This window comes from Amycolatopsis sp. NPDC051372, assembly GCF_040682095.1.
Taxonomy (GTDB): domain Bacteria; phylum Actinomycetota; class Actinomycetes; order Mycobacteriales; family Pseudonocardiaceae; genus Amycolatopsis.
In genome coordinates this window covers 140,877-165,076 of sequence record NZ_JBFBAF010000025.1, presented here as the reverse complement: position 1 = coordinate 165,076, position 24,200 = coordinate 140,877, and the positions used below count along the sequence as shown (strand labels likewise).

Annotated in this window: 25 protein-coding genes and 4 tRNA genes; 16 read left to right on the top strand and 13 right to left on the bottom strand. The window is 69.7% G+C overall.

Going from position 1 to position 24,200, the window contains the following annotated elements; all coding sequences use genetic code 11:
* Positions 1 to 165: 165 nt before the first annotated feature.
* The 3 genes from AB0M56_RS33485 to AB0M56_RS33475 are packed head-to-tail and all read right to left on the bottom strand — an operon-like array spanning position 166 to position 2,918.
* Positions 166 to 1,038 carry an LLM class F420-dependent oxidoreductase gene (locus tag AB0M56_RS33485; RefSeq protein WP_364183536.1) on the bottom strand — a complete coding sequence of 291 codons (873 nt, stop codon included), beginning with the start codon at positions 1,036 to 1,038 and terminating at the stop codon, positions 166 to 168.
* Complete coding sequence (locus AB0M56_RS33480; RefSeq protein WP_364183535.1) at positions 1,035 to 1,910, bottom strand: LLM class F420-dependent oxidoreductase; 876 nt, start codon at positions 1,908 to 1,910, stop codon at positions 1,035 to 1,037. The genes AB0M56_RS33485 and AB0M56_RS33480 overlap by 4 nt, the downstream gene beginning before the upstream one ends.
* Positions 1,911 to 1,949: 39 nt before the next feature.
* A complete protein-coding gene (locus tag AB0M56_RS33475) occupies positions 1,950 to 2,918 on the bottom strand; it encodes a YncE family protein (RefSeq protein ID WP_364183532.1) in 969 nt (322 codons plus the stop codon).
* 143 nt (positions 2,919 to 3,061) lie between these two features.
* Between AB0M56_RS33475 and htpX the strand changes: the two genes are divergently transcribed.
* The gene (gene htpX, locus AB0M56_RS33470) at positions 3,062 to 3,910 is read left to right on the top strand and encodes a zinc metalloprotease HtpX (protein ID WP_364183529.1); all 849 of its coding nucleotides are present in this window, start codon (positions 3,062 to 3,064) and stop codon (positions 3,908 to 3,910) included.
* A 12-nt stretch (positions 3,911 to 3,922) separates the two neighbouring features.
* Here htpX and rfbA read toward each other — a convergent pair whose 3' ends face one another.
* Both rfbA and AB0M56_RS33460 read right to left on the bottom strand, forming a co-directional pair.
* Positions 3,923 to 4,807 carry a glucose-1-phosphate thymidylyltransferase RfbA gene (gene rfbA / locus AB0M56_RS33465; protein WP_364183526.1) on the bottom strand — a complete coding sequence of 295 codons (885 nt, stop codon included), beginning with the start codon at positions 4,805 to 4,807 and terminating at the stop codon, positions 3,923 to 3,925.
* Between the two features lie 42 nt (positions 4,808 to 4,849).
* Positions 4,850 to 5,998, bottom strand: coding sequence for a sialidase family protein (locus tag AB0M56_RS33460; protein WP_364183524.1), 1,149 nt, complete (start codon positions 5,996 to 5,998; stop codon positions 4,850 to 4,852).
* Between the two features lie 216 nt (positions 5,999 to 6,214).
* Between AB0M56_RS33460 and AB0M56_RS33455 the strand changes: the two genes are divergently transcribed.
* Complete coding sequence (locus tag AB0M56_RS33455; RefSeq protein WP_364183521.1) at positions 6,215 to 6,901, top strand: hypothetical protein; 687 nt, start codon at positions 6,215 to 6,217, stop codon at positions 6,899 to 6,901.
* 639 nt (positions 6,902 to 7,540) lie between these two features.
* On the opposite strand, the gene AB0M56_RS33450 is transcribed toward AB0M56_RS33455, so the two are convergent.
* A complete protein-coding gene (locus AB0M56_RS33450; protein WP_326568029.1) occupies positions 7,541 to 8,032 on the bottom strand; it encodes a YajQ family cyclic di-GMP-binding protein in 492 nt (163 codons plus the stop codon).
* Positions 8,033 to 8,159: 127 nt separating this feature from the next.
* Between AB0M56_RS33450 and AB0M56_RS33445 the strand changes: the two genes are divergently transcribed.
* Positions 8,160 to 8,241 (top strand) — tRNA-Tyr (locus tag AB0M56_RS33445).
* A gap of 44 nt (positions 8,242 to 8,285) precedes the next feature.
* Here the strand turns inward: AB0M56_RS33445 and AB0M56_RS33440 are convergent.
* The gene (locus AB0M56_RS33440) at positions 8,286 to 8,714 is read right to left on the bottom strand and encodes a TIGR03667 family PPOX class F420-dependent oxidoreductase (RefSeq protein WP_364183518.1); all 429 of its coding nucleotides are present in this window, start codon (positions 8,712 to 8,714) and stop codon (positions 8,286 to 8,288) included.
* 111 nt (positions 8,715 to 8,825) lie between these two features.
* Here AB0M56_RS33440 and AB0M56_RS33435 point away from each other — a divergent pair, with 111 nt between their 5' ends.
* The 4 genes from AB0M56_RS33435 to AB0M56_RS33420 all read left to right on the top strand — a co-directional run bounded on the left by AB0M56_RS33435 (position 8,826) and on the right by AB0M56_RS33420 (position 10,598).
* Positions 8,826 to 9,206, top strand: coding sequence for a hypothetical protein (locus AB0M56_RS33435; RefSeq protein WP_364183515.1), 381 nt, complete (start codon positions 8,826 to 8,828; stop codon positions 9,204 to 9,206).
* 27 nt (positions 9,207 to 9,233) lie between these two features.
* Complete coding sequence (locus AB0M56_RS33430; protein WP_364183512.1) at positions 9,234 to 9,887, top strand: hypothetical protein; 654 nt, start codon at positions 9,234 to 9,236, stop codon at positions 9,885 to 9,887.
* A complete protein-coding gene (locus tag AB0M56_RS33425; RefSeq protein WP_364183509.1) occupies positions 9,887 to 10,240 on the top strand; it encodes a hypothetical protein in 354 nt (117 codons plus the stop codon). The genes AB0M56_RS33430 and AB0M56_RS33425 overlap by 1 nt, the downstream gene beginning before the upstream one ends.
* 73 nt (positions 10,241 to 10,313) lie before the next feature.
* The gene (locus AB0M56_RS33420) at positions 10,314 to 10,598 is read left to right on the top strand and encodes an MSMEG_0570 family nitrogen starvation response protein (RefSeq protein WP_364183507.1); all 285 of its coding nucleotides are present in this window, start codon (positions 10,314 to 10,316) and stop codon (positions 10,596 to 10,598) included.
* A gap of 51 nt (positions 10,599 to 10,649) precedes the next feature.
* Here the strand turns inward: AB0M56_RS33420 and lon are convergent, their stop codons facing one another.
* The 4 genes from lon to AB0M56_RS33400 form a co-directional block, all read right to left on the bottom strand.
* Entirely contained in the window at positions 10,650 to 13,052 is a 2,403-nt protein-coding gene (lon, locus tag AB0M56_RS33415) for an endopeptidase La (protein ID WP_364183505.1), read from the bottom strand.
* 121 nt (positions 13,053 to 13,173) lie between these two features.
* Positions 13,174 to 14,010 carry an SAM-dependent methyltransferase gene (locus tag AB0M56_RS33410; RefSeq protein WP_364183502.1) on the bottom strand — a complete coding sequence of 279 codons (837 nt, stop codon included), beginning with the start codon at positions 14,008 to 14,010 and terminating at the stop codon, positions 13,174 to 13,176.
* Positions 14,007 to 14,855, bottom strand: a complete 849-nt coding sequence (locus AB0M56_RS33405) for an SAM-dependent methyltransferase (RefSeq protein ID WP_364183500.1) — start codon at positions 14,853 to 14,855, stop codon at positions 14,007 to 14,009. The genes AB0M56_RS33410 and AB0M56_RS33405 overlap by 4 nt, the downstream gene beginning before the upstream one ends.
* A 119-nt stretch (positions 14,856 to 14,974) precedes the next feature.
* Complete coding sequence (locus tag AB0M56_RS33400; protein WP_364183497.1) at positions 14,975 to 15,913, bottom strand: GNAT family N-acetyltransferase; 939 nt, start codon at positions 15,911 to 15,913, stop codon at positions 14,975 to 14,977.
* 252 nt (positions 15,914 to 16,165) lie between these two features.
* Between AB0M56_RS33400 and AB0M56_RS33395 the strand changes: the two genes are divergently transcribed.
* The 6 genes from AB0M56_RS33395 to AB0M56_RS33370 all read left to right on the top strand — a co-directional run bounded on the left by AB0M56_RS33395 (position 16,166) and on the right by AB0M56_RS33370 (position 20,278).
* Positions 16,166 to 18,799, top strand: coding sequence for an EAL domain-containing protein (locus AB0M56_RS33395; RefSeq protein ID WP_364183494.1), 2,634 nt, complete (start codon positions 16,166 to 16,168; stop codon positions 18,797 to 18,799).
* Positions 18,800 to 18,878: 79 nt separating this feature from the next.
* Positions 18,879 to 18,951 (top strand) — tRNA-Thr (locus AB0M56_RS33390).
* Positions 18,952 to 19,002: 51 nt separating this feature from the next.
* Positions 19,003 to 19,075, top strand: a tRNA-Met gene (locus tag AB0M56_RS33385).
* A gap of 48 nt (positions 19,076 to 19,123) precedes the next feature.
* Positions 19,124 to 19,288: a 50S ribosomal protein L33 gene (gene rpmG / locus AB0M56_RS33380; RefSeq protein ID WP_091293539.1), complete on the top strand. Its 165-nt coding sequence runs from the start codon at positions 19,124 to 19,126 to the stop codon at positions 19,286 to 19,288.
* A gap of 145 nt (positions 19,289 to 19,433) precedes the next feature.
* On the top strand, positions 19,434 to 19,883 hold the full coding sequence (locus AB0M56_RS33375; protein WP_364183491.1) for a MaoC family dehydratase N-terminal domain-containing protein: 450 nt from the start codon (positions 19,434 to 19,436) through the stop codon (positions 19,881 to 19,883).
* Positions 19,880 to 20,278 carry a MaoC family dehydratase gene (locus AB0M56_RS33370; RefSeq protein ID WP_364183488.1) on the top strand — a complete coding sequence of 133 codons (399 nt, stop codon included), beginning with the start codon at positions 19,880 to 19,882 and terminating at the stop codon, positions 20,276 to 20,278. The genes AB0M56_RS33375 and AB0M56_RS33370 overlap by 4 nt, the downstream gene beginning before the upstream one ends.
* 3 nt (positions 20,279 to 20,281) lie before the next feature.
* Here the strand turns inward: AB0M56_RS33370 and AB0M56_RS33365 are convergent, their stop codons facing one another.
* Positions 20,282 to 21,184: an SGNH/GDSL hydrolase family protein gene (locus tag AB0M56_RS33365; RefSeq protein WP_364183485.1), complete on the bottom strand. Its 903-nt coding sequence runs from the start codon at positions 21,182 to 21,184 to the stop codon at positions 20,282 to 20,284.
* 58 nt (positions 21,185 to 21,242) lie between these two features.
* Positions 21,243 to 22,148, bottom strand: coding sequence for a TIGR03619 family F420-dependent LLM class oxidoreductase (locus AB0M56_RS33360; RefSeq protein WP_364183482.1), 906 nt, complete (start codon positions 22,146 to 22,148; stop codon positions 21,243 to 21,245).
* A 458-nt stretch (positions 22,149 to 22,606) separates the two neighbouring features.
* On the opposite strand from AB0M56_RS33360, the gene AB0M56_RS33355 reads away from it, so the two are divergent.
* The 3 genes from AB0M56_RS33355 (at position 22,607) to nusG (ending at position 24,125) form a co-directional block, all read left to right on the top strand.
* Positions 22,607 to 22,679, top strand: a tRNA-Trp gene (locus tag AB0M56_RS33355).
* Between the two features lie 32 nt (positions 22,680 to 22,711).
* Entirely contained in the window at positions 22,712 to 23,146 is a 435-nt protein-coding gene (gene secE / locus AB0M56_RS33350) for a preprotein translocase subunit SecE (RefSeq protein ID WP_220246048.1), read from the top strand.
* A gap of 79 nt (positions 23,147 to 23,225) precedes the next feature.
* Positions 23,226 to 24,125 (top strand): transcription termination/antitermination protein NusG, encoded by a 900-nt coding sequence (gene nusG / locus AB0M56_RS33345; protein ID WP_364183479.1) that lies wholly within the window; start codon positions 23,226 to 23,228, stop codon positions 24,123 to 24,125.
* The last annotated feature ends 75 nt before the right edge of the window (positions 24,126 to 24,200 follow it).

The following is a 24,200-nucleotide window of genomic DNA, read 5'->3' as shown; positions in this document are numbered from 1 at the left end:
ACCCTCGCCGTAGCCCGTGCCCCCCGACTGGTCGATGGTCTCGATGCCGGTCAGGTAGAGCGGCGTGAACACGATGTCGAGCCACGCGGTGGCCGCGAAACCGCGGAGGGAAGAAGTCGGCGCGATCTCGCGCGCCTCGGCGGAGCCGAGGCCGAAGACACAGCTCTAGAGCTTCTCCGCCACTGGGATGACGTCGGTGCCGAACTTCTCGATCACCCGCGGATCGGGCACACCCGGGATCCACCCCATGGCGGCGTGGACGCCGAGCTCGGCGAGCTGCCCCAGCTCGTCGAGGAGCTGCCCGGTCTTCTCACCGTTCTCGCCGATGTCGAGCCACAGCGCGACGGTTTTGGTGATCTCGTCGTAGTCGCGGCCGACGGCGTCGCAGTGCTGCTTGAGCACGTCGAGCTTGTGCGGCAGGTCCGGGCCGGGGAAGAGGTTGCAGAGGTCGGCGTACTGCGCGACGAACCGCAGCGTCTTCTTCTCGCCGCTTCCGCCGATGAGGATCGGCGGGTGGGGGCGTTGCAGCGACTGCGGCGAGTTGAGCAGGCGCTCGGCCTCGAAGTGCTTGCCGGAGAACGCGGCGTCGCCGTCGGCCCACATCTGCAGGACGTAGCGCAGGGCGTCTTCCAGCTGTTCGAAGCGCTCCTTGAGTGGCGGGAACGGGAAGCCGAGGCCCTTCGCTTCCTCCTCGTTCCAGCCGGCGCCGATGCCGAGGATCGCGCGGCCGCCGGAGAGCACGTCGAGGGTCGTGACGGCTTTCGCGAGCAGGCCCGGGTGTCGGTAGATCACGCCGCTGACCAGCGTGAGCAGCTTGACCCGCGAAGTGTGCGCGGCGAGGAACCCGAGCGTCGTGTATGCCTCCAGCATTTCGCGCTCGGGCGGGCCGTAGCGCGAGATCTGGAAGAAGTGGTCCATGACCGACAGGTACTCGAACCCGGCCTCGTCCACGGCTTCGGCCACCGTGGCGAGGTCGGGCCCGAGTGCCGCCGGACTGTTCGGCCAGGTCAGCTGGGGCAGGTGCAATCCCAGTTTCATGCGAGCTTCTCGACCTCCGGGATGACGTCCTTCGCGAACTTCTCGATCACGGACACGTCCGGCAGCGTCGGGATGCTGCCGATCGCCGCGTGGAAGCCCAGGCCGTGCAGGCGTTCCAGCTCCGCCAGGAGCTCGCCCGTCTTCTCGCCGTCGGGGCCGATGTCGAGGGTGTGGTAGACGGTCTTGGTGATCTCGTCGTAGTCGCGGCCCTCGTTCTCGCAGTGCTGCTTGAGCACGTCGAGCTTGTGCTCCAGGTCGGGGGTGTTGAAGATGTTGCACGCGTCGCCGTACTTGGCGACGAAGCGCAGCGTCTTCTTCTCACCGCCGCCGCCGATCATGATCGGGGGGTGGGGGCGCGTGATCGGCTGGGGCGAGTTGAGCAGGCGCTCGGCCTCGAAGTGCTTGCTGGAGAAAGCGGCGTCGCCCTCGCCCCACATCTGCAGGATGTACTGCAGGTTCTCCTCGAGCAGTTCGAAGCGCTCCGCGGTGGACGGGAACGGGAAGCCGAGGCCCTTCGACTCCTCCTCGTTCCAGCCGGCGCCGATGCCGAGCACCGCGCGGCCGCCGGAGAGCACGTCGAGGGTCGTGATGGCCTTCGCGAGCAGGCCCGGGTGGCGGTAGATCACGCCGGTGATCACCGTGAGCAGCTTCGCGCGCTCGGTGTGCGCCGCGAGGAAGCCCAGCGCGGTGTACGCCTCGAGCATCTCGTTCTCGCTCGGTCCGACGCCGCGGATCTGGAAGAAGTGGTCCATCACCGCGAGGTACTCGAAGCCGGCCTGGTCGGCCGAGCGCGCGACGGAGGCGAGGTCGGTGCCGAGCTTCGAGGGACCTTCTGGCCAGGTGAAATTGGGGATCTGCAGTCCGAGTTTCATATGACCGAACGTATACCTGGAGTTACACCAGGTGCGGCGTCAGAAATTGCGGATGACGGATACGGTTCCGTGCAAGGGATCCGTCACGTAAACAGCGCGCGAACGCTGGTCGACGGCCACGTCGCCCGGGTTCACGCCGAGACTCAGCTCGCCCGTCAGCACGCCGGCTTTGCCGTCCACGCGGGACAGTCCGTTCTGGCCGCCGTTGGTGTAGATCGTGTCGGTGCCTTGGTGCACGGCGATCGCCGAAGCTTCACTTCGCAGCAACACGGTCTTGCTCTGCTTGCGGGTCACGGCGTCCACAATGGACATGTGGTGGATCGCCGAGTTGGCCACGAACACGGTGCCGCTCGCCTCGTGCACCACCACACCCGTGGGCGACGCGCCGACCCCGGCGCTGCTCGTGAACTTGCCGGCGTCGATGTCGTACACCTCGACCGAATCGGTGGTCGGGCTCGTGCAATAGGCGACGCGCCGCCCGGTGTCGAGCGCGATCCCCGCGAGGCTCGGCTTCGGCGCCGCCACGATCCGCTGCGTGGTGAGGCTCAGCGTGTCGAGGATGGCGAGCGTCCCCAAGGTGTCGCTCACCGCGTAGACCTTGTTCGCCGCCGAGTCCACGGCGAGCGACGACGCGCCGGCGCCGGCGCCGACCACGCTCATCGTCTGGTGGCTGAGCGCGTCGAGCGCGATCACCGTGCCGCCCGGCGGGTTGGCCACGTACACGCGGTTGGCAGCCGAGTCCACGGCGACGTCGCTCGGCTTGCCGCCGACCGTGATGATCGTGGTCACGCGCCCCGCGGCCGGGTCGATCACGGCGACGGAGCCGGAGTTCGAGTCGGTCACGTACACCAGGCCCGTGACCGGGTTCACCGCGACGGCCGTGAGCGCCCCGCCGACGTCGACGACGCTCACCTGCTCCGCCCAGGCGGTCCCGGCCAGCGCGGCGGTGGCCACCCCCGCCGTGGCCAGAGCGAACAGCCCTCGTCGGCTCAGTTCGGGACCGTGCATCGCCCACCTCCGCCGAGGATGATCACCTGGGAAAACTTTCCCGACCCTAACCCGCCAATGGATCATGCGAAGGAACTTCGGGTCGCCCGATCGCGTTGTTTCCGGTGAGTAATCACCCCTGAGAGCGGACGGAGGCGAGCCGCGTGCACAAGCACCAGAACGGGCTGAAGACGGCGTTGCTGCTCGGCCTGCTGTCGGCGATCATCATCGCGATCAGCAGCCTCTTCGGCCGCGGCGCGCTGATCATCGGCCTGGTGCTGGCCCTCGGGGTCAACGCGTATGCCTACTTCAACTCCGAGAAGCTTGCCCTGCGTGCGATGCGCGCGCGGCCCGTGTCGGAGGTCGAGCAGCCCGCGATGTACCGCATCGTGCGCGAGCTGGCCACCACCGCGCGCCAGCCGATGCCCGCGCTCTACCTCAGCCCGACGGTCGCGCCCAACGCGTTCGCCACCGGCCGCAGCCCGCAGCACGCCGCCGTGTGCTGCACCACGGGCATCCTCGACCTGCTCAACGAGCGCGAGCTACGAGCGGTCCTCGGCCACGAGCTGTCGCACGTCTACAACCGGGATATTTTGATCTCCTGCGTCGCCGGCGCGCTCGCCAGCGTCATCAGCGTGCTCGCCAACCTGGCCTTCTTCTTCGGCGGCAACAGCCGCGACGGCAACCCGTTCGTGTCCCTGCTGCTCGTCCTCGTCGGCCCCATCGCGGCGTCGGTGATCAAGCTCGCCGTCAGCCGCTCCCGCGAATACCAGGCGGACGCCTCGGGCGCCGAGCTCACCGGCGATCCGCTCGCCCTGGCCTCGGCCCTGCGCAAACTGGAGTCGGGCACGCGCGCGGCGCCTCTGGCCCCCGAACCGGCGGTCGTCTCGCAGTCCCACCTGATGATCGCCAACCCGTTCCGCCCGGGCGCGGGCCTATCGAAGCTGTTCTCCACGCACCCGCCGATCGAGGACCGCATCCGCCGCCTGGAAGCGATGGCGCGGGGCTTCTGAGCGGCGCGCCCACTACGCCCCGGTCGCGCCCAACGACTGCGCCACACTCATCACATAATCCCCATACCCCGACTTCGCCAGCTTCGTCCCCAGCGCATAACACTCGTCCGCGCTGATGAAGCCCATGCGCGCCGCGATCTCCTCCAGGCAGGCGATGCGCACCCCGGTGCGGTGTTCCAGCACCTGTACGAACTGCCCAGCCTCCAGCAGCGAGTCGTGCGTGCCCGTGTCGAGCCAGGCGAAGCCGCGGCTGAGCTCGATGAGGGTGGCGCGGCCTTCGCTCAGGTAGGTGAGGTTGACGTCCGTGATCTCCAGCTCGCCGCGGTGCGACGGCTTCAGCGCGCGCGAGATGTCGACGACCCCGTTGTCGTAGAAGTACAGCCCGGTGATCGCGTTGTTGGAGCGCGCCTTCACCGGCTTCTCCTCGATCGACACGAGCTTGCCGGACCCGTCGATCTCGCCGACGCCGTAGCGCTCGGGGTCCTTGACGCGGTATCCGAACAGCACGCAGCCGTCGAGGTCGGTCGACGCGTCCTGCAGAGTGCGCGAGAAACCCTGGCCGTAGAAGATGTTGTCGCCCAGGACGAGGGCAACGGAGTCGTCGCCCACGAAGTCGGCGCCGATGACGAAGGCCTCGGCCAGACCGTTGGGGCTGGGTTGCTCGGCGAAGCTGAACGACAGCCCGAACTGGCTGCCGTCACCCAGCAGGCGCCGGAAGTTCGGCAGGTCGGCGGGCGTGGAGATCACCAGGATCTCGCGGATGCCGGCCAGCATGAGCACCGAGATCGGGTAGTAGATCATCGGCTTGTCGTAGACCGGCAGCAGCTGCTTCGACACGGCCTGCGTGATCGGGTGGAGGCGCGTCCCGCTGCCCCCCGCCAGCACGATGCCCTTCATCCGTCTCCTCACTCGTGGCGTTCACCGTCTCGAGTGAGTGTGTCAGCCCATCGGACCTTTGCCGAAGTAGGCCTTGCAGCCGAGGTTGTACTCGGTCGCGACCTCCAGCACGCCCTTGCCACCGTCGACCGGCAGCAGCGTGGACGAGTAGTTGGGGCAGAAGTTGTTGTAGATGCCGGTGATGAGGATGGGGGCCGGCAACGGGTACCAATTGCCGGCGCCGAGGTTGTCGTTGGCGAGCAGGGTCTGGCCGTTGCCGGCCACGGGCGTGCCCTTGGCGTTGGTGTAGATCTGCCCGACCATCACGAGCCGCACGCCGTTCGGCCCGCCGGGGAAGAGCGTGACGGTCTGCGCGTGCTGGAAGTAGTTGCCGCTGGCCGTGTTCACCCGCGTGCCCGGATCGGCCGGATCGCCCCAGTTCGCGCCGTCCGCGGAGATCTTGTAGTACGGGTCGCAGTAGCGGTCGCCGTAGTTGCAGATCTCGTAGCTGAACCAGTACCGGCCGTCGGGCAGGCGCCGGATGATCGGCATGCCCGGGCGGACGCGGTCGGGCGGGATGGCCAGCGTGAGCTGCTTGGTGCCCCAGTGGATCCCGTCGGTGGACGCGACTCGGTTGAGCACCTGTGCGTACTTCGGGGCTTGAGTCTCGTCGGCGTAGTGCAGCCACAGCGTGCCGCCGGCGTCGACGGTGAACTCGGGTTCCCAGATGCCGTCGTGGTTGTGCGAAACCGCGGCCTCGGACAGGTACGTCCAGCGCTTGCCGCCGTCGGAGCTGGCCCAGACCTTGATGCCGATGCGCCGCTGGGCGCCCGCGTCCTGCCGGTAGCTGGCGGCCCACAGCACGGTGCCCGCCCGCAGCCGGCCGACGCGTTGGGGCAGCTCGTAGAGGGTGCCGCAGCATTCGCCGAGCTTGCCGTCGGGGTCGCGGATCTCGCCGATCTTGTGGAAGCTCGCGCCCTCGTCGGTGCTCTCCATGATGGGCGTGAACTTGCCGCCGCCGTCCTCACTCGTGAGCGACGCGAGGATGTGCCCCTTGCCGAACGGCGAGTACTGCAGCCGGATCAGCCGCGCGTACGAGCCGTACCCCGGCACCATCTGCTGCTTGTCGACCACGGCCGACGCGGGCGTGAGCCCTGCGGCCAGCACCACCAGTGACGTGAGGAAGGCGATCACGGGTGTCCAACGGCGCATCGGCGAACCTCTCTCGCGGGCGGGCCGCGCGATTACACCACGCAACCGCGCGCGTACCGGCCCACTTTGCGGCGCTTCCGCAGGTCAGCCCGAGGACTCCACCCGGTCGAGGGGTTTGACCCGCCCGATCGGGTGTCAGGTGGAGGTAACGGATCGTCAAAGGGTGACGAAAGATCACGTGAGGGCCGCGCGGCGGCTCACGAGGGGGAATGTGTGATGACGCGCGTCCGCGGGCGTGTTGCGGTGCTGCTGCTCGCGGGCCTGGTCACAGCCTCGTGCAGCGTCCAGCCGTCGGGGCGCGGGGTGATCCTCGGGTCGCTGGGTCTCGACGCGCCTTCGTCGACTTCGGTCGCGCCGCCCCCGCCCCCGCGTCGCCTGGAAGCCCCGACGGAAACCCACACCGGCAAGGGCGACGCCACGGTTCAGTTGTCGTGGCCCACCGACGTCCCCGGCTACCTCACCTTCGACTGCCCGCGCTGCGACTCCAACATCTTCGTCCACACCGACGGCGACGAGAATTCGCTCATCAACGCCATCGGCGCGTACCACGGCACGGTCTGGTTCAACGTCACCGAAGGCCGCGACCCCTCCCGCACCCTCACGATCACCGCGAACTCCTCGTGGACCGCCACCCTCTCCGACCACCGCACCCTCCCCGCCGTCACGGCGGGCAAGCCCTACGCCGGCAAGGGCGACGCTGTGCTGGTGCTCCCCGCGGGCGTCACCCACGCGACCTTCAAGACCGGCTCACGGGGCAACTCCGCCGTCTGGGTCCAGAGCGGCGGCACCATGGACCTCGCGGTCAACGAGATCGGCGCCACCACGTCGGATTTCCCCGTGCCGGGCCCGACGCTGGTGGAGGTCCAGGCGTACGAGGGCCAGTGGACGTTCACGGCGTCGTGAAGGAGTTGCCACAGCGGGAAGCTGCCGCGGAGATGGCGTGGCTTTCCTCACGCAGCGAGCGAGAGGCGGCCCTCGGCTACCACCCCGACGGCTGGCCGGCCTGCACGCGATGTACGAGCAGCCGGACCTACCCGCCGAACTCTCCGCCGACGACGTGCACCGCAGCTGATCGCCAACGGCCGCGCCGAGCCCCTCGAACTGCCCGGCATCACCCTCGACGCCGGCGCGGACAGCACCGGCATCCCGTTCGGCTTCACCGAAACACCGCGCGAGGGCTGGACGCGACTCACCTGGCGGACGCTCACCGAGCGCCTCGGCCGTCGGCTGGGGGAAGGGATGACCTACCCAGCAGCCACCTGATCCGCGCGTTCAAATCCCGCTACGGCCAAACTCCGACACAGTTCGTCAGGTCCGCTCAGCGGCAGTGACGTCGGCGGCCGGTCTGGTCGTCCCGGTCACCGCAGAACCCGGCACGACGTCACCGTCCTCGGGCGTCGGCGTAGGGGCGTCTCGCCGCGGCTGCCGGCGGTCCGCACTGGCGATTCCTCAGCGACAGCCCGGAGTCGCTCGCCGTCAACGCGCTACACCACGAGCGCGGACGTTGAGGCGGGCACCCTGCGACCGGATGCCCGCGGCGCCTCAGCGGTAGTTCGTGAACTGCAACGCGATCTCGAAGTCCTTGCCCTTCAACAGGGCGATCACATCCTGCAGCTGGTCCTTCTTCTTGCCCGACACCCGCAGCTGGTCGCCCTGGATCTGGGCCTGGACGCCCTTCGGGCCTTCGTCGCGGATGAACTTGGCGATCTGCTTCGCCTTGTCCGACGCGATGCCCTGCAGGATCTTGCCGCCGATCTTGTAGATCTTGCCGGACAGCGCGGGCTCGCCGGCCTCGAACGCCTTCAGTGAGATGTTGCGCTTGATCAGCTTCTCCTTGAAGACCTCCACAGCGGCGAGCGCCCGCTCCTCGGTCTCCGACTCGATCGTGAGCGCTTCCTCACCGGACCACTCGATGCTCGTGCCGGTGCCCCGGAAGTCGAACCGGGTGCCCAGCTCCTTGCTCGCCTGGTTCAGGGCGTTGTCCACCTCCTGGCGGTCGACCTTGCTCACCACGTCGAAAGAGGGATCCGCCACGTGTCCTCACACCTCGTACTCGCTCGTCAGGGGCCACCAGCCTAGCCCCTGCCACCTGGTGGGGTCCCCGGTTGATCGGCGCGTCGGACCGTTGGGTATCCTTCTACGCGGCCGGTCACCCGGCCATGGCAGGTTACCCAAGCGGCCAAAGGGATCTGACTGTAAATCAGACGGCTCAGCCTTCGGGGGTTCGAATCCCTCACCTGCCACACCGAAAAGCCCTCGCGATTCACTCGCGGGGGCTTCTTTCGTGTCAGGCGGCGCGCACCTTCGTCGGCGTCACCACCAGGGCGACGGAGAACAGCGCCGCGAAATCCTCCGGCGTGCCGAACAGTGCACCGATGCGTTCGGCGTACTTCGCCACGTACGCGGAGTTGCGGTCGGCCGGTGGTTCGTCGGCCGCGAGGCGGGCGGTGCCTTCGACGCGGACGACGTTGCGGCCGATGTCCGTGACGTCCAGGCCCAGGCTGACGCGCGGGTTGGCCGCGACGTTGCGCAGCTTCTGCCCGGTCGGTCGGCTGTACAGCAGTAACGTGCCGTCCTCGCGCGCGAGGAACCACACCGGCACGCTGACCGGCTGTCCGTCCGGACGGACCGTAGTGAGCCAGGCCATCAGGTTCTGCTGCAACCGGGCCTCGACGCGGGTGCGGTCGGCGTCCGGCAGGTGTGACGTGAGTTTCACAGCGATCCTTCCCCAGTGTTGCCGTGACGATAGGGCTCGGGTCCGACAATTTCGGGTGATCAACGGCCGGACCAGCGGGTTCACCGCCACCCGGATGGCAGACTTCCGGACATGGGCGAGGTCATCGGGTTCCACCCGTTCCGCAGCAGCTTCCCCGCACCGCCGCCGGGCTGGCACGAGGCCCACGCCGGCGCCCTGGACGAGTTCGACCACCTCATGATCTACGTGTGCCGCGCGGCGGTGCCGTCCGACGTGGACGTCGAGGACCCCACGTACGAGGCCTGGGACGACTGGGACGTCCAGGCCCTCATCGACGCCCTCGGCGGCCAGGCGCGGCTCGACGAGCTACTCCTCGACCCCGCCACCGCGCCCGCCCTGCTCGCCCGCCTGCCGGAGACGCTGGAGCGCCACCGCCAGGTCGTGATCGACATCGACATCTACTACGCCCTCACCAAGCTCGCTTCGATGCTCGGCCGCGTCGAGGCGACGTAAGCTCGACGCGACTGGGGAGGACTGCTGATGAGTTTCGATCTTGCCGTCTGGTTCGCGCCCGCGGAGGTCACCGCCACCGAGGCGAAGGCACGTTACGACCAGATCGTCGACGCCGAACCCGGCGACGTGAAGCACCCGCAGGTCGCCGCGTTCTACCGCGAGCTCACGGTGCGCTACCCGGAGCTGGTCGACGACTTCGAGAACTCACCGTGGGCCGCCGGCCTGGACTTGACCGAAGCCGCCGTCGTCATGCCCATCACCTCGCCGCACGCCGAGGTCGCCCGCTTCGTCCTTGCGCTGGCGCGACGCCACGGCCTCGTCGCGTACGACCCGCAAAGCGGCGAAGTGCACAACCCGGGCGTGCTCACCCTGACCTCGGCTGACGGCTCCCGCGCCGAAAATCCCGACGCCGCCACCATCCGCACCACGCTGCAACGCCTTTCAGTCACCAACTGGCACGCCGTCCTCGAACGCGGCGACGCCTACGTCCAGGTCGGCCAAGGCCAACACGCGGGCGCCTCCGAAGGCCACTACGCCCTCGAACACCGCGACGGCTCCCCGGACCGCCACTACCGCACCGACGTCCCCTCCCGCGAAGACGTCGCCACGGCCTTCCTCGCCTTCGCCACCCACGACGACACCTGGCGCGCCCGCTTCGAGTGGCGCAAGCTCGACTTCTGATGGCCTACGGCCTGGAGGCCGTCATCTCGACGGTCGCCGTCTTTAGCGGACTCCCCGGGGACCCGGTGATCGTCCGGCTCGGACAGGGCCTTTCGCTCGTCCCGGTCACCAAGGACTACGCCGCCTCGGTCGCCGACCCCGAAGCCCCTGAGCTAGCGCCGTTCCTGGAACTCCCTCGCGGTTTCGAATTGGTCCTGGCCCCCTGCTCGTCGGCCGGCCCCATCGCCTACGTCGAAGTGGAGCTCTTCGGCGGCGACGGCCCGAGCACCGCCCAGGTGTGGGAATCGGGGGCCGTCGTCTTCGGCCGGCAGCGGTTCACCGAGCATTGGGCTCGCCGAGGGCTGTTGCCCTGATCACACACGCGCCTTCGCGCAACATCAGCGAAACGTCAGTGGTGTCCACTCGCGGCAACAGCGAGGAGGACCCATGCCCGAGGTCGTGTTCCGAGTGCGCTGGCCGGATTCCTCGGTGCAGCGGTGCTATTCACCGTCCACTGTGGTCGAAGAGCACTTCGCCGCGGGTGAGGGTTACCCGGTCGCCGAGTTCGTCGAGCGCTCGAGGGCGGCGTTGACGCTCGCGTCGGAGCGGGTGCTCGCGCGGTTCGGGTTCCCGTGCTCGCGGGCCGCAGCCCAGCTCGCCGATATCGAGCGGCGCGCCGGTGCCTTCGGAGACGAGAGTGCGCGGGTCGTGGTGGAGGCCTTCGAAAAGTGAAAGGCCCCCGTTCCCGAGGGAACGAGGGCCTTCCGTCTGTCTGCAAGCGACTCACGCAGCCTGCGGAATCTCCGACGAAGCAGGCGTCAACGCCAGCTCCAGCACCTCGCCGACATTCGCCACAGCGTGGACATCCAGCTGCGACAACACCTCGGCGGGCACGTCGTCCAGGTCCGGCTCGTTGCGCTGCGGGATGATCACCGTCTTCATCCCGGCCCGGTGCGCGGCGAGCAGCTTCTGCTTCACCCCACCGATCGGCAGCACGCGGCCGGTCAATGAGACCTCACCGGTCATCGCCACATCCGCGCGAACCACGCGGCCGGACAGGAGCGAAGCCAGAGCCGTCGTCATGGTGACGCCGGCCGAGGGGCCGTCCTTCGGCACCGCGCCCGCGGGGACGTGGACGTGGATGCCGCGGTCCTTCAGGTCGCTGACGGGCAGCTCGAGCTCCGCGCCGTGCGAGCGCAGGTACGACAGGGCGATCTGCACCGACTCCTTCATCACGTCACCGAGCTGGCCGGTGAGCTGAAGGCCCGTCGAGCCGCTCTCCGGGTCGGCCAGCGACGCCTCGATGTAGAGCACGTCACCGCCCGCGCCGGTCACCGCCAGGCCCGTGGCGACGCCCGGGATGGACGTGCGCTGGGTCGAGGTGGGCAGGGACGACTCGGGCACGTGACGCGGGCGGCCCAGGTACGTCTCCAGGTCCGCGGCGTCCAAGGACACCGGCAGCGAAACGGAGTCCAGAGCCACCTTCGTCGCGATCTTGCGCAGCAGCTTGGCAATCGTCCGGTTCACGTCGCGCACGCCCGCCTCGCGGGTGTACTCGGCGGCGATCCGGCTGAACGCCGCGTCGGTGATCACCACGTCGCCGGTCGTGAGGCCGGCGCGCTCCAGCTCGCGCGGGAGCAGGTGGTCACGGGCGATCGTCACCTTCTCGTGCTCGGTGTAGCCGTCGAGCGTGACGAGCTCCATGCGGTCGAGCAGCGGGCCGGGGATGGTCTCCAGCGCGTTGGCCGTCGCGAGGAACACGACGTCGGACAGGTCGAGCTCCACCTCGAGGTAGTGGTCGCGGAACGTGTGGTTCTGTTCCGGGTCCAGCACCTCCAGCAGGGCGGCCGTCGGGTCGCCGCGGTAGTCGGCGCCGACCTTGTCGATCTCGTCGAGCAGCACGACCGGGTTCATCGAGCCGGCCTCCTTGATGGCCCGCACGATGCGGCCCGGCAGCGCGCCGACGTAGGTACGACGGTGCCCGCGGATCTCCGCCTCGTCCCGGATGCCACCGAGGGCGACGCGCACGAACTTGCGTCCCATGGCCTTCGCCACGGATTCGCCGAGCGACGTCTTGCCGACCCCGGGAGGGCCCGCGAGGGCGAGCACGGCACCCGAACGGCGTCCGCCGACCGGGCCGAGCCCCGACTCCGCGCGACGCTTGCGCACGGCCAAGTACTCGATGATGCGTTCCTTGACGTCGTCGAGGCCCGCGTGGTCCGCGTCGAGCACGGCGCGCGCCGCGGCGATGTCGTAGACGTCCTCCGTGCGCTCGTTCCACGGCAGCTCCAGCACCGTGTCGAGCCAGGTCCGGATCCAGCCGCCCTCGGGCGACTGCTCGGAGGTGCGCTCCAGCTTGTCGACCTCGGCCAGCGCGGCCTTCTTCACGTTGTCGGGCAGGTCGGCGGCCTCGACGCGGGCGCGGTAGTCGTCGTCCTTGTCGGAACCGTCGAGCTCACCGAGCTCCTTGCGGATCGCCTCGAGCTGGCGGCGCAGCAGGAATTCCTTCTGCTGCTTGTCCATGCCCTCCTGGACGTCCTTGCGGATGGTGTCGGTCACCTCGAGCTCGGCGAGGTACTCCTTGCTCCACTCCATGGCCTTCTCGAGCCGCTTGCTCACGTCGAGCGTGGTCAGCAGTTCGAGCTTCTGCTCCGTGGCCAGGTACGGCGCGTTGCCGGACAGGTCGGCGACCGCGGAGGGCTCCTCGACCTGCTGGACGGCGTCGATCATCTGCCACCCACCGCGTTGCTGGAGCAGCGAGATGACCACGGCCTTGTACTCCGACGCGAGCTGCGTCGAGCGGTCGTCGGTGAACTCGGTGGCCTCGTCGGCGTGGATCCAGCGCGCGGCGCCGGGACCGTCCGCGATGCGGCCCACCACGGCGCGGCCGGTGCCGCGCAGCAGAACGGCGGCCTTGCCGCCGGGAACCCGGCCGATGCGCTCGACGGTGGCGACCGTGCCGATCTCGGCGTACTCGCCGTGGATGCGGGGGACGATCAGCACTTCGGCCTTGGTGGCCGCGCCGGAGCGGATGCCGGGGAACGACGCCGTCGCGGGCGTCTTGGCCTGAGCGGACTCCACTGCGCCCCGGGTCTCGGCGTCGGTGAGGTCGAGCGGGACCACCATGCCCGGCAGCACGACGTCGTCATCGAGCGGGAGAACGGGCAGGAGGCGGGGATCTGACATGTGCACTCCTCGATTAGTTGAGTCTGCCTTGCTCAACTATCCGTGGGGCGGGTTTGTTTCCCGGGGAGTGTTCGCTGGCAGCGATCACGCTCCCGCGCTGGTCAGAGCACTGTGGGCCCCGTCACGGCTTCTCCGCGACCCCGCTCCAGGCGAACGGCCGCGTCTCCGCTTCCAGCGCCGACACCGGCCGGTCCGGCCGCCAGTCCGGCAGCGCGGACAGCCCCGGCTCCAGCAGGAGCCAGCCGCCGAACCACGGCAGGATCTCGGCGTCGGAGCGGAGGTAGGCGGGGTTGGACGTGTCGCGGTAGGCGTCGATGAACGCCTTCACCTCGGCCGCGCGCTCCGGCGGCGCGTCGTCGCGGCACGTGCCGTGCGTCACGGCCAGCCACGAGCCGGGGGCGAGCTTCGCTCGGTAGGCCGCCATGAGCCCGTCGGGGTCGTCGTCGGGGCCGATGAAGTGCAGCACGGTGATCATCAGCAGACACACCGGTTCGGACCAGTCCACGAGCCGCCGCGTGGTCTCGTCGGCGAAGAGGGCCTTCGGATCGCGGATGTCGCGCTGCACGAGGCCGGCCCAGTCGCCCGCGTGCTCGCGTTCGAGGATCACGCGCGAGTGCGCGGCGGCCACCGGCTCGTAGTCCACGTACACCACGGTCGCGCGCTCGTCCTCGGATAGCCGCTCGCGCACGATCTCGTGGACGTTCCCCGCCGTCGGCACGCCCGAGCCGAGGTCCACGAACTGCCGGATCCCGGCGTCGAGCGCCGCCCGCACCACGCGGTTCATGAACGCCCGGTTCTGCCGCGAGATGGGCCGGATCAGCGGCCACACCTTCTCCACGCGCCGGCCGAACTCGCGGTCGACGGCCCAGTTCTGCGAACCACCGAGGTACCAGTCGTAGACGCGCGCGGCCGACGGCTTCTCGACGTCCACCCCGGCCGGCGCGTCCGGCGAGGTCACGGCTTCTCCGCGACCCCGCACCACGCGAACGGTCTGGCCTCGGCCTCCACCGCGTTCAGCTCACGCTCCGGCCGCCAGTCCGGCAGGTGCACGATCCCGGGCTCCAGCAACGGCCAGCCACCGAAGAACGGCACGATGTCGTCGCGATCGCGCATCCAGACGGGGTTGCTGGTCTTGCGGTACTGCTCTACGAACCAGCGCAGGCCTTCGAGCGCCGGGCCGTCGCCGTCGCCCTCGCTCATCTGCGAGATGGACAGCCAGCTGCCCGGCGCGAGCGCGTCGCGGTAGGCCTTGACGAGGCCCTCGGGGTCGTCGTCCGGGCCGACGAAGTGCAGCACCGCCATCATCAGCAGGCACACGGGTTTGCCGAAGTCGATGAACTCGCGCGTGGTCGGCGAGTGCAGCACGGCCTTGGGATCGCGCATGTCGGCCTGCAGGATGCCGGCCCAGTCGGTGGCGGCTTCTTCCTCGAGGATCAGCGTCGCGTGGGCCACGGCCACCGGCTCGTAGTCCACGTACAACACGGTCGCGCGGTCGTCGTCGCCCAGCTCGGCCTCGATGACCTCGTGGACGTTTCCGGCCGTCGGCACCCCCGAGCCGAGATCGATGAACTGCCGGATCCCCGCCTTGAGCGCGGCGCGCACCGTGCGGTTCATGAACTCGCGGTTCTGCTTCGCGCCCGGCCGCACCAGCGGCCACTGCTGCTCCACACGCCGGCCGAACTCGCGGTCGACGGCCCAGTTCTGCGTGCCGCCGAGGTACCAGTCGTAGATCCGCGCAGCCGAGGGCTTCTCGGTGTCCACGCCCTCGGGCGCCTTCGGCGCGGCCGCCGGCTGCTCGCTCACGTCGGAACTCCCCTCGTCGCGGAACGCCAAGCCTAGCGATTAACGACGACGATCTTCGAACGCACCGAGGCGGCCGAAGTCCGCGCCCCGGCGGGCACGGCTCGGCGACCAACGTCAGATCAGCGCACCGCCGGCCTCCGCTGCCACCCCGTCCACAACGGCCGGTACCCCTGCGTGTACCAAAATGGCGTGGACCGCGGGTTCGTCACCGCCGTGTGCAGCAGCACCACATCCGCTCCGGCCTCGTCGAAAACCTGGTGTGCGTGCGCCGCGAGCGCCGTACCCACACCGGCCGACCGCGCCGCCTCCGCGACCGCCAGCGAAGACAGGTATCCGATCCGCGAAGCGGCCACGCGGTGCTGGATCCACGCCGTCTCGTCGGGCATCTGCAGCACGGCCAGGCCGAGCGCCTGCCCGTACAGCTCGGCGATCCACACCTGCGGCTCCGGCCGCTCCAGCAACCTCAGGAGCTCCTTGCCCACGAGCTCGTCGATGCCCGGTCGCACGGTCACGCGGCCGAACTGCGCGTCGTAGCGCTGGAGCTCGAGCATGAGGTGCACGGCGGTGTCGAGGTCGTCCGGCGTGGCGTGGCGGATGCAGACGCCGGGGGTCGTCGTGGGGCCCGAGGCGGCCATGCGCTGGGCCGGGCGGACGGCGATCACGCCGACGGGGGCGAAGCCGTGGCGCAGCATTTCGGTCACGCCGGCGGTGTCACGGCTGGGCCGGGAGACCACGGCCGCGCACTCGGGATCCCCCGGACGGGCGATGGTCGACAGGTGTTCATCCCATCGAGTGAGCAACGCGTCGAGGCCGGCGGCGGGGTCCGGACCAGTGAGCTGGACCTCGAGCCGGTGCTCGGTCAGGGCCCGCCAGATGGACTGGGAGCTGTCGGGGCCGAGCTCGGTGCTGGTGGCCAGACCGGCGGCCCTCGAGTCCCCGACCTGCGCTGACAGGAGGGTGGCGTCGTCGTGGACTTCGAAGGGGAGGGGCGCGGGGAGCAGCGCGTCCACCGTGGCGATCCGCGCCGCGTGCCCGGTGGCTGTCACGTCGTTGTGCATGTACTTCATTGTCGCCCCGCAGGACTCGGCAGAACCCCTGAACACACCCCACAGCGTCAGATCAGGCACGAACGGGGAGTTTCACTCCTTGGTCCACGCTGGTCAGCGCCACAAGCCCATTGTTAACCCTGGGGTGATCTCCTACTGTCTCGAAAGGGACACGGGTACGCCCTCCGGGGTACGGTATGGCCCTTGTCCACACCTGACGTCACTGACGAGCGCGACCGGTGGGCAGCCGGGAAGGAAGGTCGGATGCCGGACAGCAACGCCAGGCCTGATGCCGCCCCAGCGGCGAAACAGGCCAAGGGGGGCGCCGTTTCCGGGACCTTCACCGAGGCCCGCACGGACGAACGCCGGTTCCGCATATACACCTTCGCCGTTCTCGGCCTGGGTCTGATCACCGCGTTCGCGGTTGGTTCCTGGTTACCTTTTCACGGCTCGGCCAAACTCTGGTGGATCGGACCAGTGCTGGCGCTCGCGTTCCTGCTCGCCGAACAGCTGGGCATCAACGTCGACGTCCGAAGCGGCATTTCGTGGACGATCTCGTTCACAGAAATTCCGCTGGTAATCGGTTTCTTCGTCGCTCCGTTCGAGGTCGTGCTGGCCGCGCACCTCGTCGCGGGCATCGGCACGCTGCTGGCCCGCAAGGTCGCCGGTCGCGTCCTCTACAACGCGGGCGCGTTCCTGCTCGAGATCACCGGCGCGTTCGCCGTCGCCGGGCTCGTGAAGCAGGCCGTGGGCGGCGGCGAGGCCATGCCGTGGGTCGCCGCTTTGGCGGGCACGCTCACCGCGCCGCTGGTCAGCACCCTGCTGGCGCTGGCCGCCGTCCGCGTGCTGCGCCGCCGCATGCGCGTCAGCACCGCGATCCGCCTCACCGGCCGCATTCTCGTGGTGGGCTTCGTGAACGCGTCGGTGGGCCTGAGCGGCTACCTCGTGATCGCGAACACCCCGCAGGCCTGGCCGTTGGTGCTGGCCGTGTTCCTCGGGCTGACCGCGCTGTACTGGGCCTACTCCGACCTGCTGCGTGAGCAGCGGGACATGGAGGCGCTGTCCGACGTGAGCCTCATGGTCGCGCGCTCGGGCCAGCAGGCCGCCGCGCGTCCGGCCGGGCGCGCCGACGAGCTCGTGGGCGGCGTCGACGTGCGCGAGTGGGCCACGATCGCCGAGCGGATCAAGGACCAGCTGGCCGCCGGCCGCGTCGTGCTGCGGCTGCGCCTGGAAGCCAAGGACACCATGCGCGTGGTCGTGGCCGGCGACGAGCTGCCGCCCGTCGACCCGAATGCCGACGACCCGCTGCAGCGCCTGCCCGGCGCCCACGTGCGCCACTTCCGCATCACCGAAGCCAACCCCGACGTCCGCGCCGCGCTGCTCAACCGCGGCGCGCAGGAGGCGCTCGTGGTGCCGCTGCGCAGCGCCAACCAGCTGCTCGGCGTCGTCGAGGCCCACGACCGGCTCTCTCGCTGGCGCGGCTTCGGCAAGTACGACGTGCAGCTCCTCGGCACGATGGCCAGCCACCTCGCGACGTCGCTGGACAACCGGCGCCTGCTCGCGACCCTGCGTCACGACGCCTACCACGACCCGCTCACCGGCCACCTCAACCGGCCGGGCTTCCAGCAGGTCGCCAAGGAGCCGCTGCGCGACTTCGCCAACGCCGTGGTGCTGCGCATCGACCTCGACGTCTTCTCGACCGTCAGCGACGCCCTGGGCTACTCGTGGGCCGACCGCATGGTGATCGCCGCCGGCCGCCGGATCCGCGACGCGCTGGGCCCGGACGTGCCGCTCGCCCGCCTGGAGGGCGCGTCCTTCGCGGCTCTGCTCGTGGGCTGCACGCCGGGAAACGCCCACGCCGCGGCTGAACGTCTGCGCGTGCAGCTCTCGGCGCCCTACCCCGTCGACCGGCTTTCGGTCGAGGCCAACGCGATGATCGGCTACGCCACCACCTCCACCGAGGACGGCGGCGAGCCCGTGGACGTCGACGGCCTGCTGCAGCGCGCCGACGTCGCCGTCCGCGCGACTCGTGGCGGTGAAGAGGTGCGTGGCTACGTGCCGAGCATGGGCCAGATCTTCCTGCGCCGCTTCCAGATGGTCACGCAGTTCCGGCAGTCGCTGGAGGACGGGCACGTGTCCGTGCACTACCAGCCGAAGATCACGCTGCCGAACCGTCAGGTGCAGGGCGTCGAGGCGCTCGTGCGCTGGGTGCACCCGGAGTTCGGCCGGCTCGGCCCCGACGAGTTCGTGCCCGCCATCGAGGCGGCCGGCCTCATCGGCGTGCTGACGTCGTTCGTGCTCGAAGCCTCGCTCAAGCGCGTGCGCAAGTGGCTCGACGAGGGCCTGCGCATCTCCGCGGCCGTGAACCTGTCCGTGCGCAACCTGGCGGACGAGGACTTCCCGGCGAAGGTCCAGCGCGAGCTGGAGCGCTACGACGTGCCGCCCGAGCTGCTCACGTTCGAGCTCACCGAGTCCGGCGTGATGTCCGACCCGCAGAAGGCCCTGCCGATCCTGCGGGAGCTGCACTCGCTGGGCATCGTGCTGGCCGTGGACGACTTCGGCACGGGCTACTCGTCGCTCGCGTACCTGCGGCAGCTGCCGGTCGACCAGGTGAAGATCGACAAGAGCTTCGTGCTCGGCATGGGCACCGACCTCGGCGACCTCGCCGTGGTGCGCTCGATCGTCGAGCTGGGTCACTCGCTGGGCCTCACGGTGGTCGCGGAGGGCGTCGAGGAGGACGTCGCGCGCGACCAGCTGGAGGCGATGGGGTGTGACGTTGCCCAGGGGTACCTGATCTCGCGTCCGCTGCCCGAGGACCGTCTGGAGGCGTGGCTGCAGGCCCGCACGGCGCGCTCTCCGGGGCGGCACTCGGAGACGGTGCTGACGCTGCTGACCTGAGGTTTTTCGTTAAGGGGACCCCTCGTGCACGGCCGGGTGAACCCCCTTGGTAATCTTTTCAAGCCCTCGCAAGAGGCAGGCCCCTTTAGCTCAGTCGGCAGAGCGTCTCCATGGTAAGGAGAAGGTCTACGGTTCGATTCCGTAAAGGGGCTCTCGGCCTCTAGCCGCGTCACGCTCGCGTGTCGCGGCTTGGGTCATGTAGGGGCGGTGTAGCTCAGTTGGCAGAGCAAGCGGCTCATAATCGCTGTGTCGCCGGTTCAAGTCCGGCCACCGCTACGCGGTAATCACCGGGCTGGCCCCGGTAATGAGAGAGAAGGAAACGCTGTGGCTTCCACCGACGTGCGACCCAAGATCACGCTGGCGTGCGAGGAGTGCAAGCACCGCAACTACATCACCAAGAAGAACCGGCGCAACGACCCGGACCGCTTGGAGATGAAGAAGTTCTGCCCGAACTGCGGTACGCACCGGACTCACAAAGAGACCCGCTGACGTTAGCGGTTCTCGTCCAGCTTCGAACAGCCGTCCCGGCCCAGCGCCGAGGCGGCTTTTCGCTGTTCAGAGCCGGTTGGGGGCCAGTTCGGGGACCGTGCGGGGACCTCTCGGACGACCGGCTCGGGTCGGCTAGCCTCAGCGGGTGCCTTTGGACCAGTCGTTCGCCGGGCGGAGCTACCCGCCCGCCGGAAAGTACGCGGTGAGCCGCGAGAAGATCCTTGAATTCGCCGAGGCGATCGGGGACCCCAACCCGATCTACCGCGACCCGGAGGCGGCCCGCGCGGCCGGTTTCCCGGACGTGCTCGCGCCGCCGACGTTCCTCACGCTCCTGAACCTGCCCAAGGTCAACGGGATCGTGGCCGACCCGGAACTCGGGCTCGACTACTCGCGCATGGTCCACGGCGACCAGGGCTTCACCTACGAGCGTCCTGTGCACGCGGGCGACGTGCTGGAGATCGGCGCGACCATCGAGAACATCATGGCCCGCGCCGGCAACGACTTCATCAACGTCAGCGCCCGGATCACCGACGCCGACGGCAAGCTGGTCTGCACCACCCGCGCGCAGCTCGTGGTGCGAGGGGAGGACGCGTGAACGTCGGCGACGAACTGCCCTCGCTGCAGGTGCGCGTCACGCGCGAGCAGCTGGTCCGCTACGCGGGCGCCGCGCTGGACTTCAACCCGATCCACTGGAACGAGCGCTTCGCCAAGGAAGTCGGCCTGCCCGACGTGATCGCCCACGGCATGCTCACCATGGCGCTGGCCGGCCGCGTCGTCAGCGACTGGCTCGGCGACCCCTCGCGCCTGCTGGACTTCAGCGCCCGCTTCACCCGCCCCGTGGCGGTCCCCGACGACGCCGAGGGCGCCCTAGTGGAGATGACGGGCAAGGTCGGCGCGATCTCGCAAGACGGCGTCGCCCGCGTGGACCTGGTCGTGAAGTTCGACGGCAAGACCGTGCTGGGCAAGCCGCAGGCGCTCGTCCGCGCTTGACGCTCAGCTCACCACCGACTCGACGGCCGTCGCCATCCCCGCTTCACCCCGCGCATTGGGGTGCAGCGGGGCCGCGGCCGACGTCGGCACCAGGCCCTCGACCCAGCGCGTGCCCGAGCTGGTGCACACGTCGTGGCCCTTGCTCGGCCCGGCCGTGTCGGCGTAGCCCGCGTCGTGGGTTTTGGCCTGCTCTTCGAGCACGTCGTTGAGGTGCTTCAACGAGTCACGCAGGTACGCGACATCGCCGGAGCCGACGGGGATCGCGGGCCAGCAGCCGTCGCCGTCGGGCAGCACCGTGGGGTAGCCGACCACGACCACGCGGGCCTTCGGGGCCTTGGCGTGGATCTGGTCGAGCACGGCACCGAGCTTGCCCGCCACGGCGTCGATGCGGTCGGAGAGCTGGTCGTGCCCGCCCGCGGTGAGCCGGTCGTGGCAGGGCGCGGCGTCGCGGTGCGAGGTGGCGCAGCTGGGCGCCAGGGAAATGAACCCGACGTCGTTGCCCCCGATGCCCAGGGTCACGAGCGTGGTCGCCGACGTCACGGAGTCCAGCTGCGGCGGGTTCGTGCCGTTGCGGGTCGACTGGGAGCCCGTCAGGTCCGCCGTGGTGGCGCCGCTGCAGCTGACGTCCACGAACTGTGCGGGCTTGATCTTCGCGGCCACCAGGTGCGGGTAGTTGTTGTCCGAACGGTCGCAGCCCGCGGGTGTGCCCGCCGCCTTACCGGTGCGCGGCGCGGAGGTGTACGAGTCGCCCAGCGCCACGTAGCGGCCGGTGCCGCCCCCGGTGTCGGCGCCGGCCGGCGGCTCGGTCGACGACCCGTGCTTCGACTTGTAGTACCCCACCCCGAGCAGCGCGACCACGACCACCAGGATCAGCAAGCCGCATCCGCCGCTCTTCTTCGCCGCCACCTGATCGTTTCTACCGGTCCGCGACCCCGCGTGACGACGGGTATCCGGGTGAGACCCCCTACCGGTCCACGGCGGCGCGCAGTTGGTCGGCCAGCTCCAGCGCGTGCTCGACCCCGTCGGCGATGTAGTGCAGGTCCACGAACGCCTCGGTGAACCCCTCGTCGGCGGCACCCTTCAGCGCCGACGCGAGGTCGGTCACCGTCACCACGGGCGTGCCTTCGCGCGGGTTGACGCGCAGCGGACGCCGTAGCGTCGCCGGGTCGCGGCCGGCTTCGGTGGCGGCGTCGGCGATCACCGCCCACATCCGGTGCAGGTACTGCGGGGGCAGCAGCGTCGGGAGCCAGCCGTCGGCGCTCGTGCCGACGCGGCGCAGGGCGCGTTCGGACATGCCGCCGAGCAGGATCGGCGGGTGCGGGTTCTGCGTGGGCCGCAGCCCGACGTGGGACTCGGGGATCCGCCAGCGCTCGCCGTCGTGGCCCGCGGGGTCGGCGGTCCAGAGCGTGCGCAGGACCTGGATCAGCTCGTCGAGGCGCCCGCCGCGCCCGGCCCACGGCACGCCGGCGGCGGTGTACTCGTCGCGCAGCCAGCCGAGGCCGAACCCGGCGTCGAGACGGCCACCGGAGAGCAGGTCGAGCGACGTGAGCGTCCGGGCGAGCAGCACGGGCGCATAGACGGGCGCCGAGAGCGTGCTCATGCCCAGCCGCGCGGTCTTCGTGGCGCCGGCGGCGGCCGTCAGCGCGACGAACGGGTCGACGAAGTGGATGAACTCCGGCGGGTACGGCCGCTCCGGTGTCCCGCCTCCCGGGTACAGGTCCGAGGGCTCGAGCGGGGTGAGCACGCGGTCACCGACCCACAGCGAAGCGTAGCCGAGCTCTTCGGCCGCGGCGGCGAATCCGGCGATGGCAGTGGGGTCGGCGAGCTTGCCGTACTGCGGCAGGGCGAGTCCGAGTCGCAACGCGGTCACCGGGCCTCCTCAGGGACGACTTTTCTTGCGGGACAACGAAAATCGCGCGCCGAACCGGGGACCTCGCTGGGGATCACCGGATTCTCGGCCGAGGCGTCGGAATTTCCCCGGTGCGGCAAGGTTTTCCGGCGGCTTCCGAAGTGCCTCGCGAGTACGGGATGAACGACCGCGGAATCCGCGTTGACCACCGTGCGGAGGGTTGTTTCCCGATTAATCGCGGACGGGCGCATGCGGCCATCCTGGCACGGCTCGGTGGCGCCCGCCGGTCACGTTCCCGGCGCGCTGGAGCAGGAATCGGGGGGTCGGTGCGGCGGCACCCGACCAACGAGGGGGGCGCGGTTGCGGGCCTCGATCCGGCTTGCCGTAGACTTCGGAACTCGGAACGCACTACGGTCATCCCCGCCGGATGGTGGGGACGATGGAATGCGTCCTCCGGAGCCTGGGTGACCAGGCTCCACAGGGGTGTAGCTCAATTGGCAGAGCAGCGGTCTCCAAAACCGCAGGTTGCAGGTTCAAGTCCTGTCACCCCTGCGTACGGGTACTGGTGGAGCGGAGGAGTGGTCGTGAGCGACAGCGACGCCAGCGGCGAGCACGAGCAGGACGAGTCGGGCAAGAAGCCCGGGGTCGAGTCCCGCCCGGCGACCGCCGCGGCTCGGCGTGAACGCCGCGCTTCCGCCCGCCCGTCCGGCAAGTCCGAGGCGCGTTCGGGCGGCACGAGGCCGTCCGGCAAGGCAGGCGACAAGGTCGCGAAGCCCGCCGACGCCAAGGGCGCGCCGACCCCGAAGCGGGACCAGAAGCCGAAGAAGGCGTCGCCCTTCGCGCGGATCATGCGGTTCGTCCGCGAGGTCTGGGCGGAGCTGCGCAAGGTCATCTGGCCCAACCGCAAGCAGATGGTCACCTACACCGCGGTCGTGCTGGTGTTCGTGGTGTTCATGGTGGCCCTCGTGAGCGGCCTCGACCTGGCCTTCAAGCAGGTCATCGGGCTGGTCTTCGGCTGAGGCCGGAGGCGCGCGCCACCGTGCGCCGCGCGGGCCGGCCTGCCCGAGCCCGGCAAGTGATCAACTGAGAGGACGGAACGTGACCTCCGACAACGGCACAGAGGCCGGTCGCGACCTGACCGAGCTTTCCGACGAGCAGGTGCACGCGGCACTCGGCGACGAGGAGTCCGCTCACCTCGAGCCCGTCGAGGTGCCCGACGCCGGCGAAGAGGTCGACGCAGCCGTCGAAGACAGCGCTGACGAGAGCACCGACGACGAAGCCGACACCGAGGCTGACGACGCCGAAGCGGCTGACGACACTGCGGCTGACGACGCCGTGGCCGGCGAAGCCGCCGAGTCCGAGCCGGCCGCCGAGTCCGACGACCCCGTCGCCGCGCTGCGCGCCGAGCTGATGGCCGCGCCGGGCGAGTGGTACGTCGTGCACAGCTACGCCGGGTACGAGAACAAGGTCAAGACCAACCTCGAGACCCGTACCACGACGCTGGACGTCGAGGACTACATCTTCCAGATCGAGGTTCCGACCGAAGAGGTCACCGAGATCAAGAACGGCCAGCGCAAGCAGGTGCAGCGCAAGGTGCTGCCCGGTTACATCCTGGTCCGGATGGATCTGAACGACGCCTCGTGGAGCGCGGTGCGCAACACACCGGGCGTCACCGGGTTCGTCGGCGCGACCTCGCGCCCGTCGCCGCTTACCGTGGACGAGGTGCTGAAGTTCCTCGCGCCGCAGGTCGAGAAGGAAGCCCCGGCGAAGGCCGGCAAGGGCGAGGCCGCCGCGGCGTCGACGCCGTCCGGTGGCGGCGCTGTCGAGGTCGACTTCGAGATCGGCGAGTCGGTCACCGTCATGGACGGCCCGTTCGCCACGCTGCCCGCGACGATCTCCGAGGTCAACGTCGACGGACAGAAGCTGAAGGTCCTGGTGTCGATCTTCGGCCGGGAGACCCCGGTCGAGCTCTCGTTCACCCAGGTCTCCAAGATCTGACGGTCGGGAATACCGACCGGCAGTCCCCGCGTACTGGCAGGTGTGCGGGGGACTCACGTCAGTAAGAAGGACACA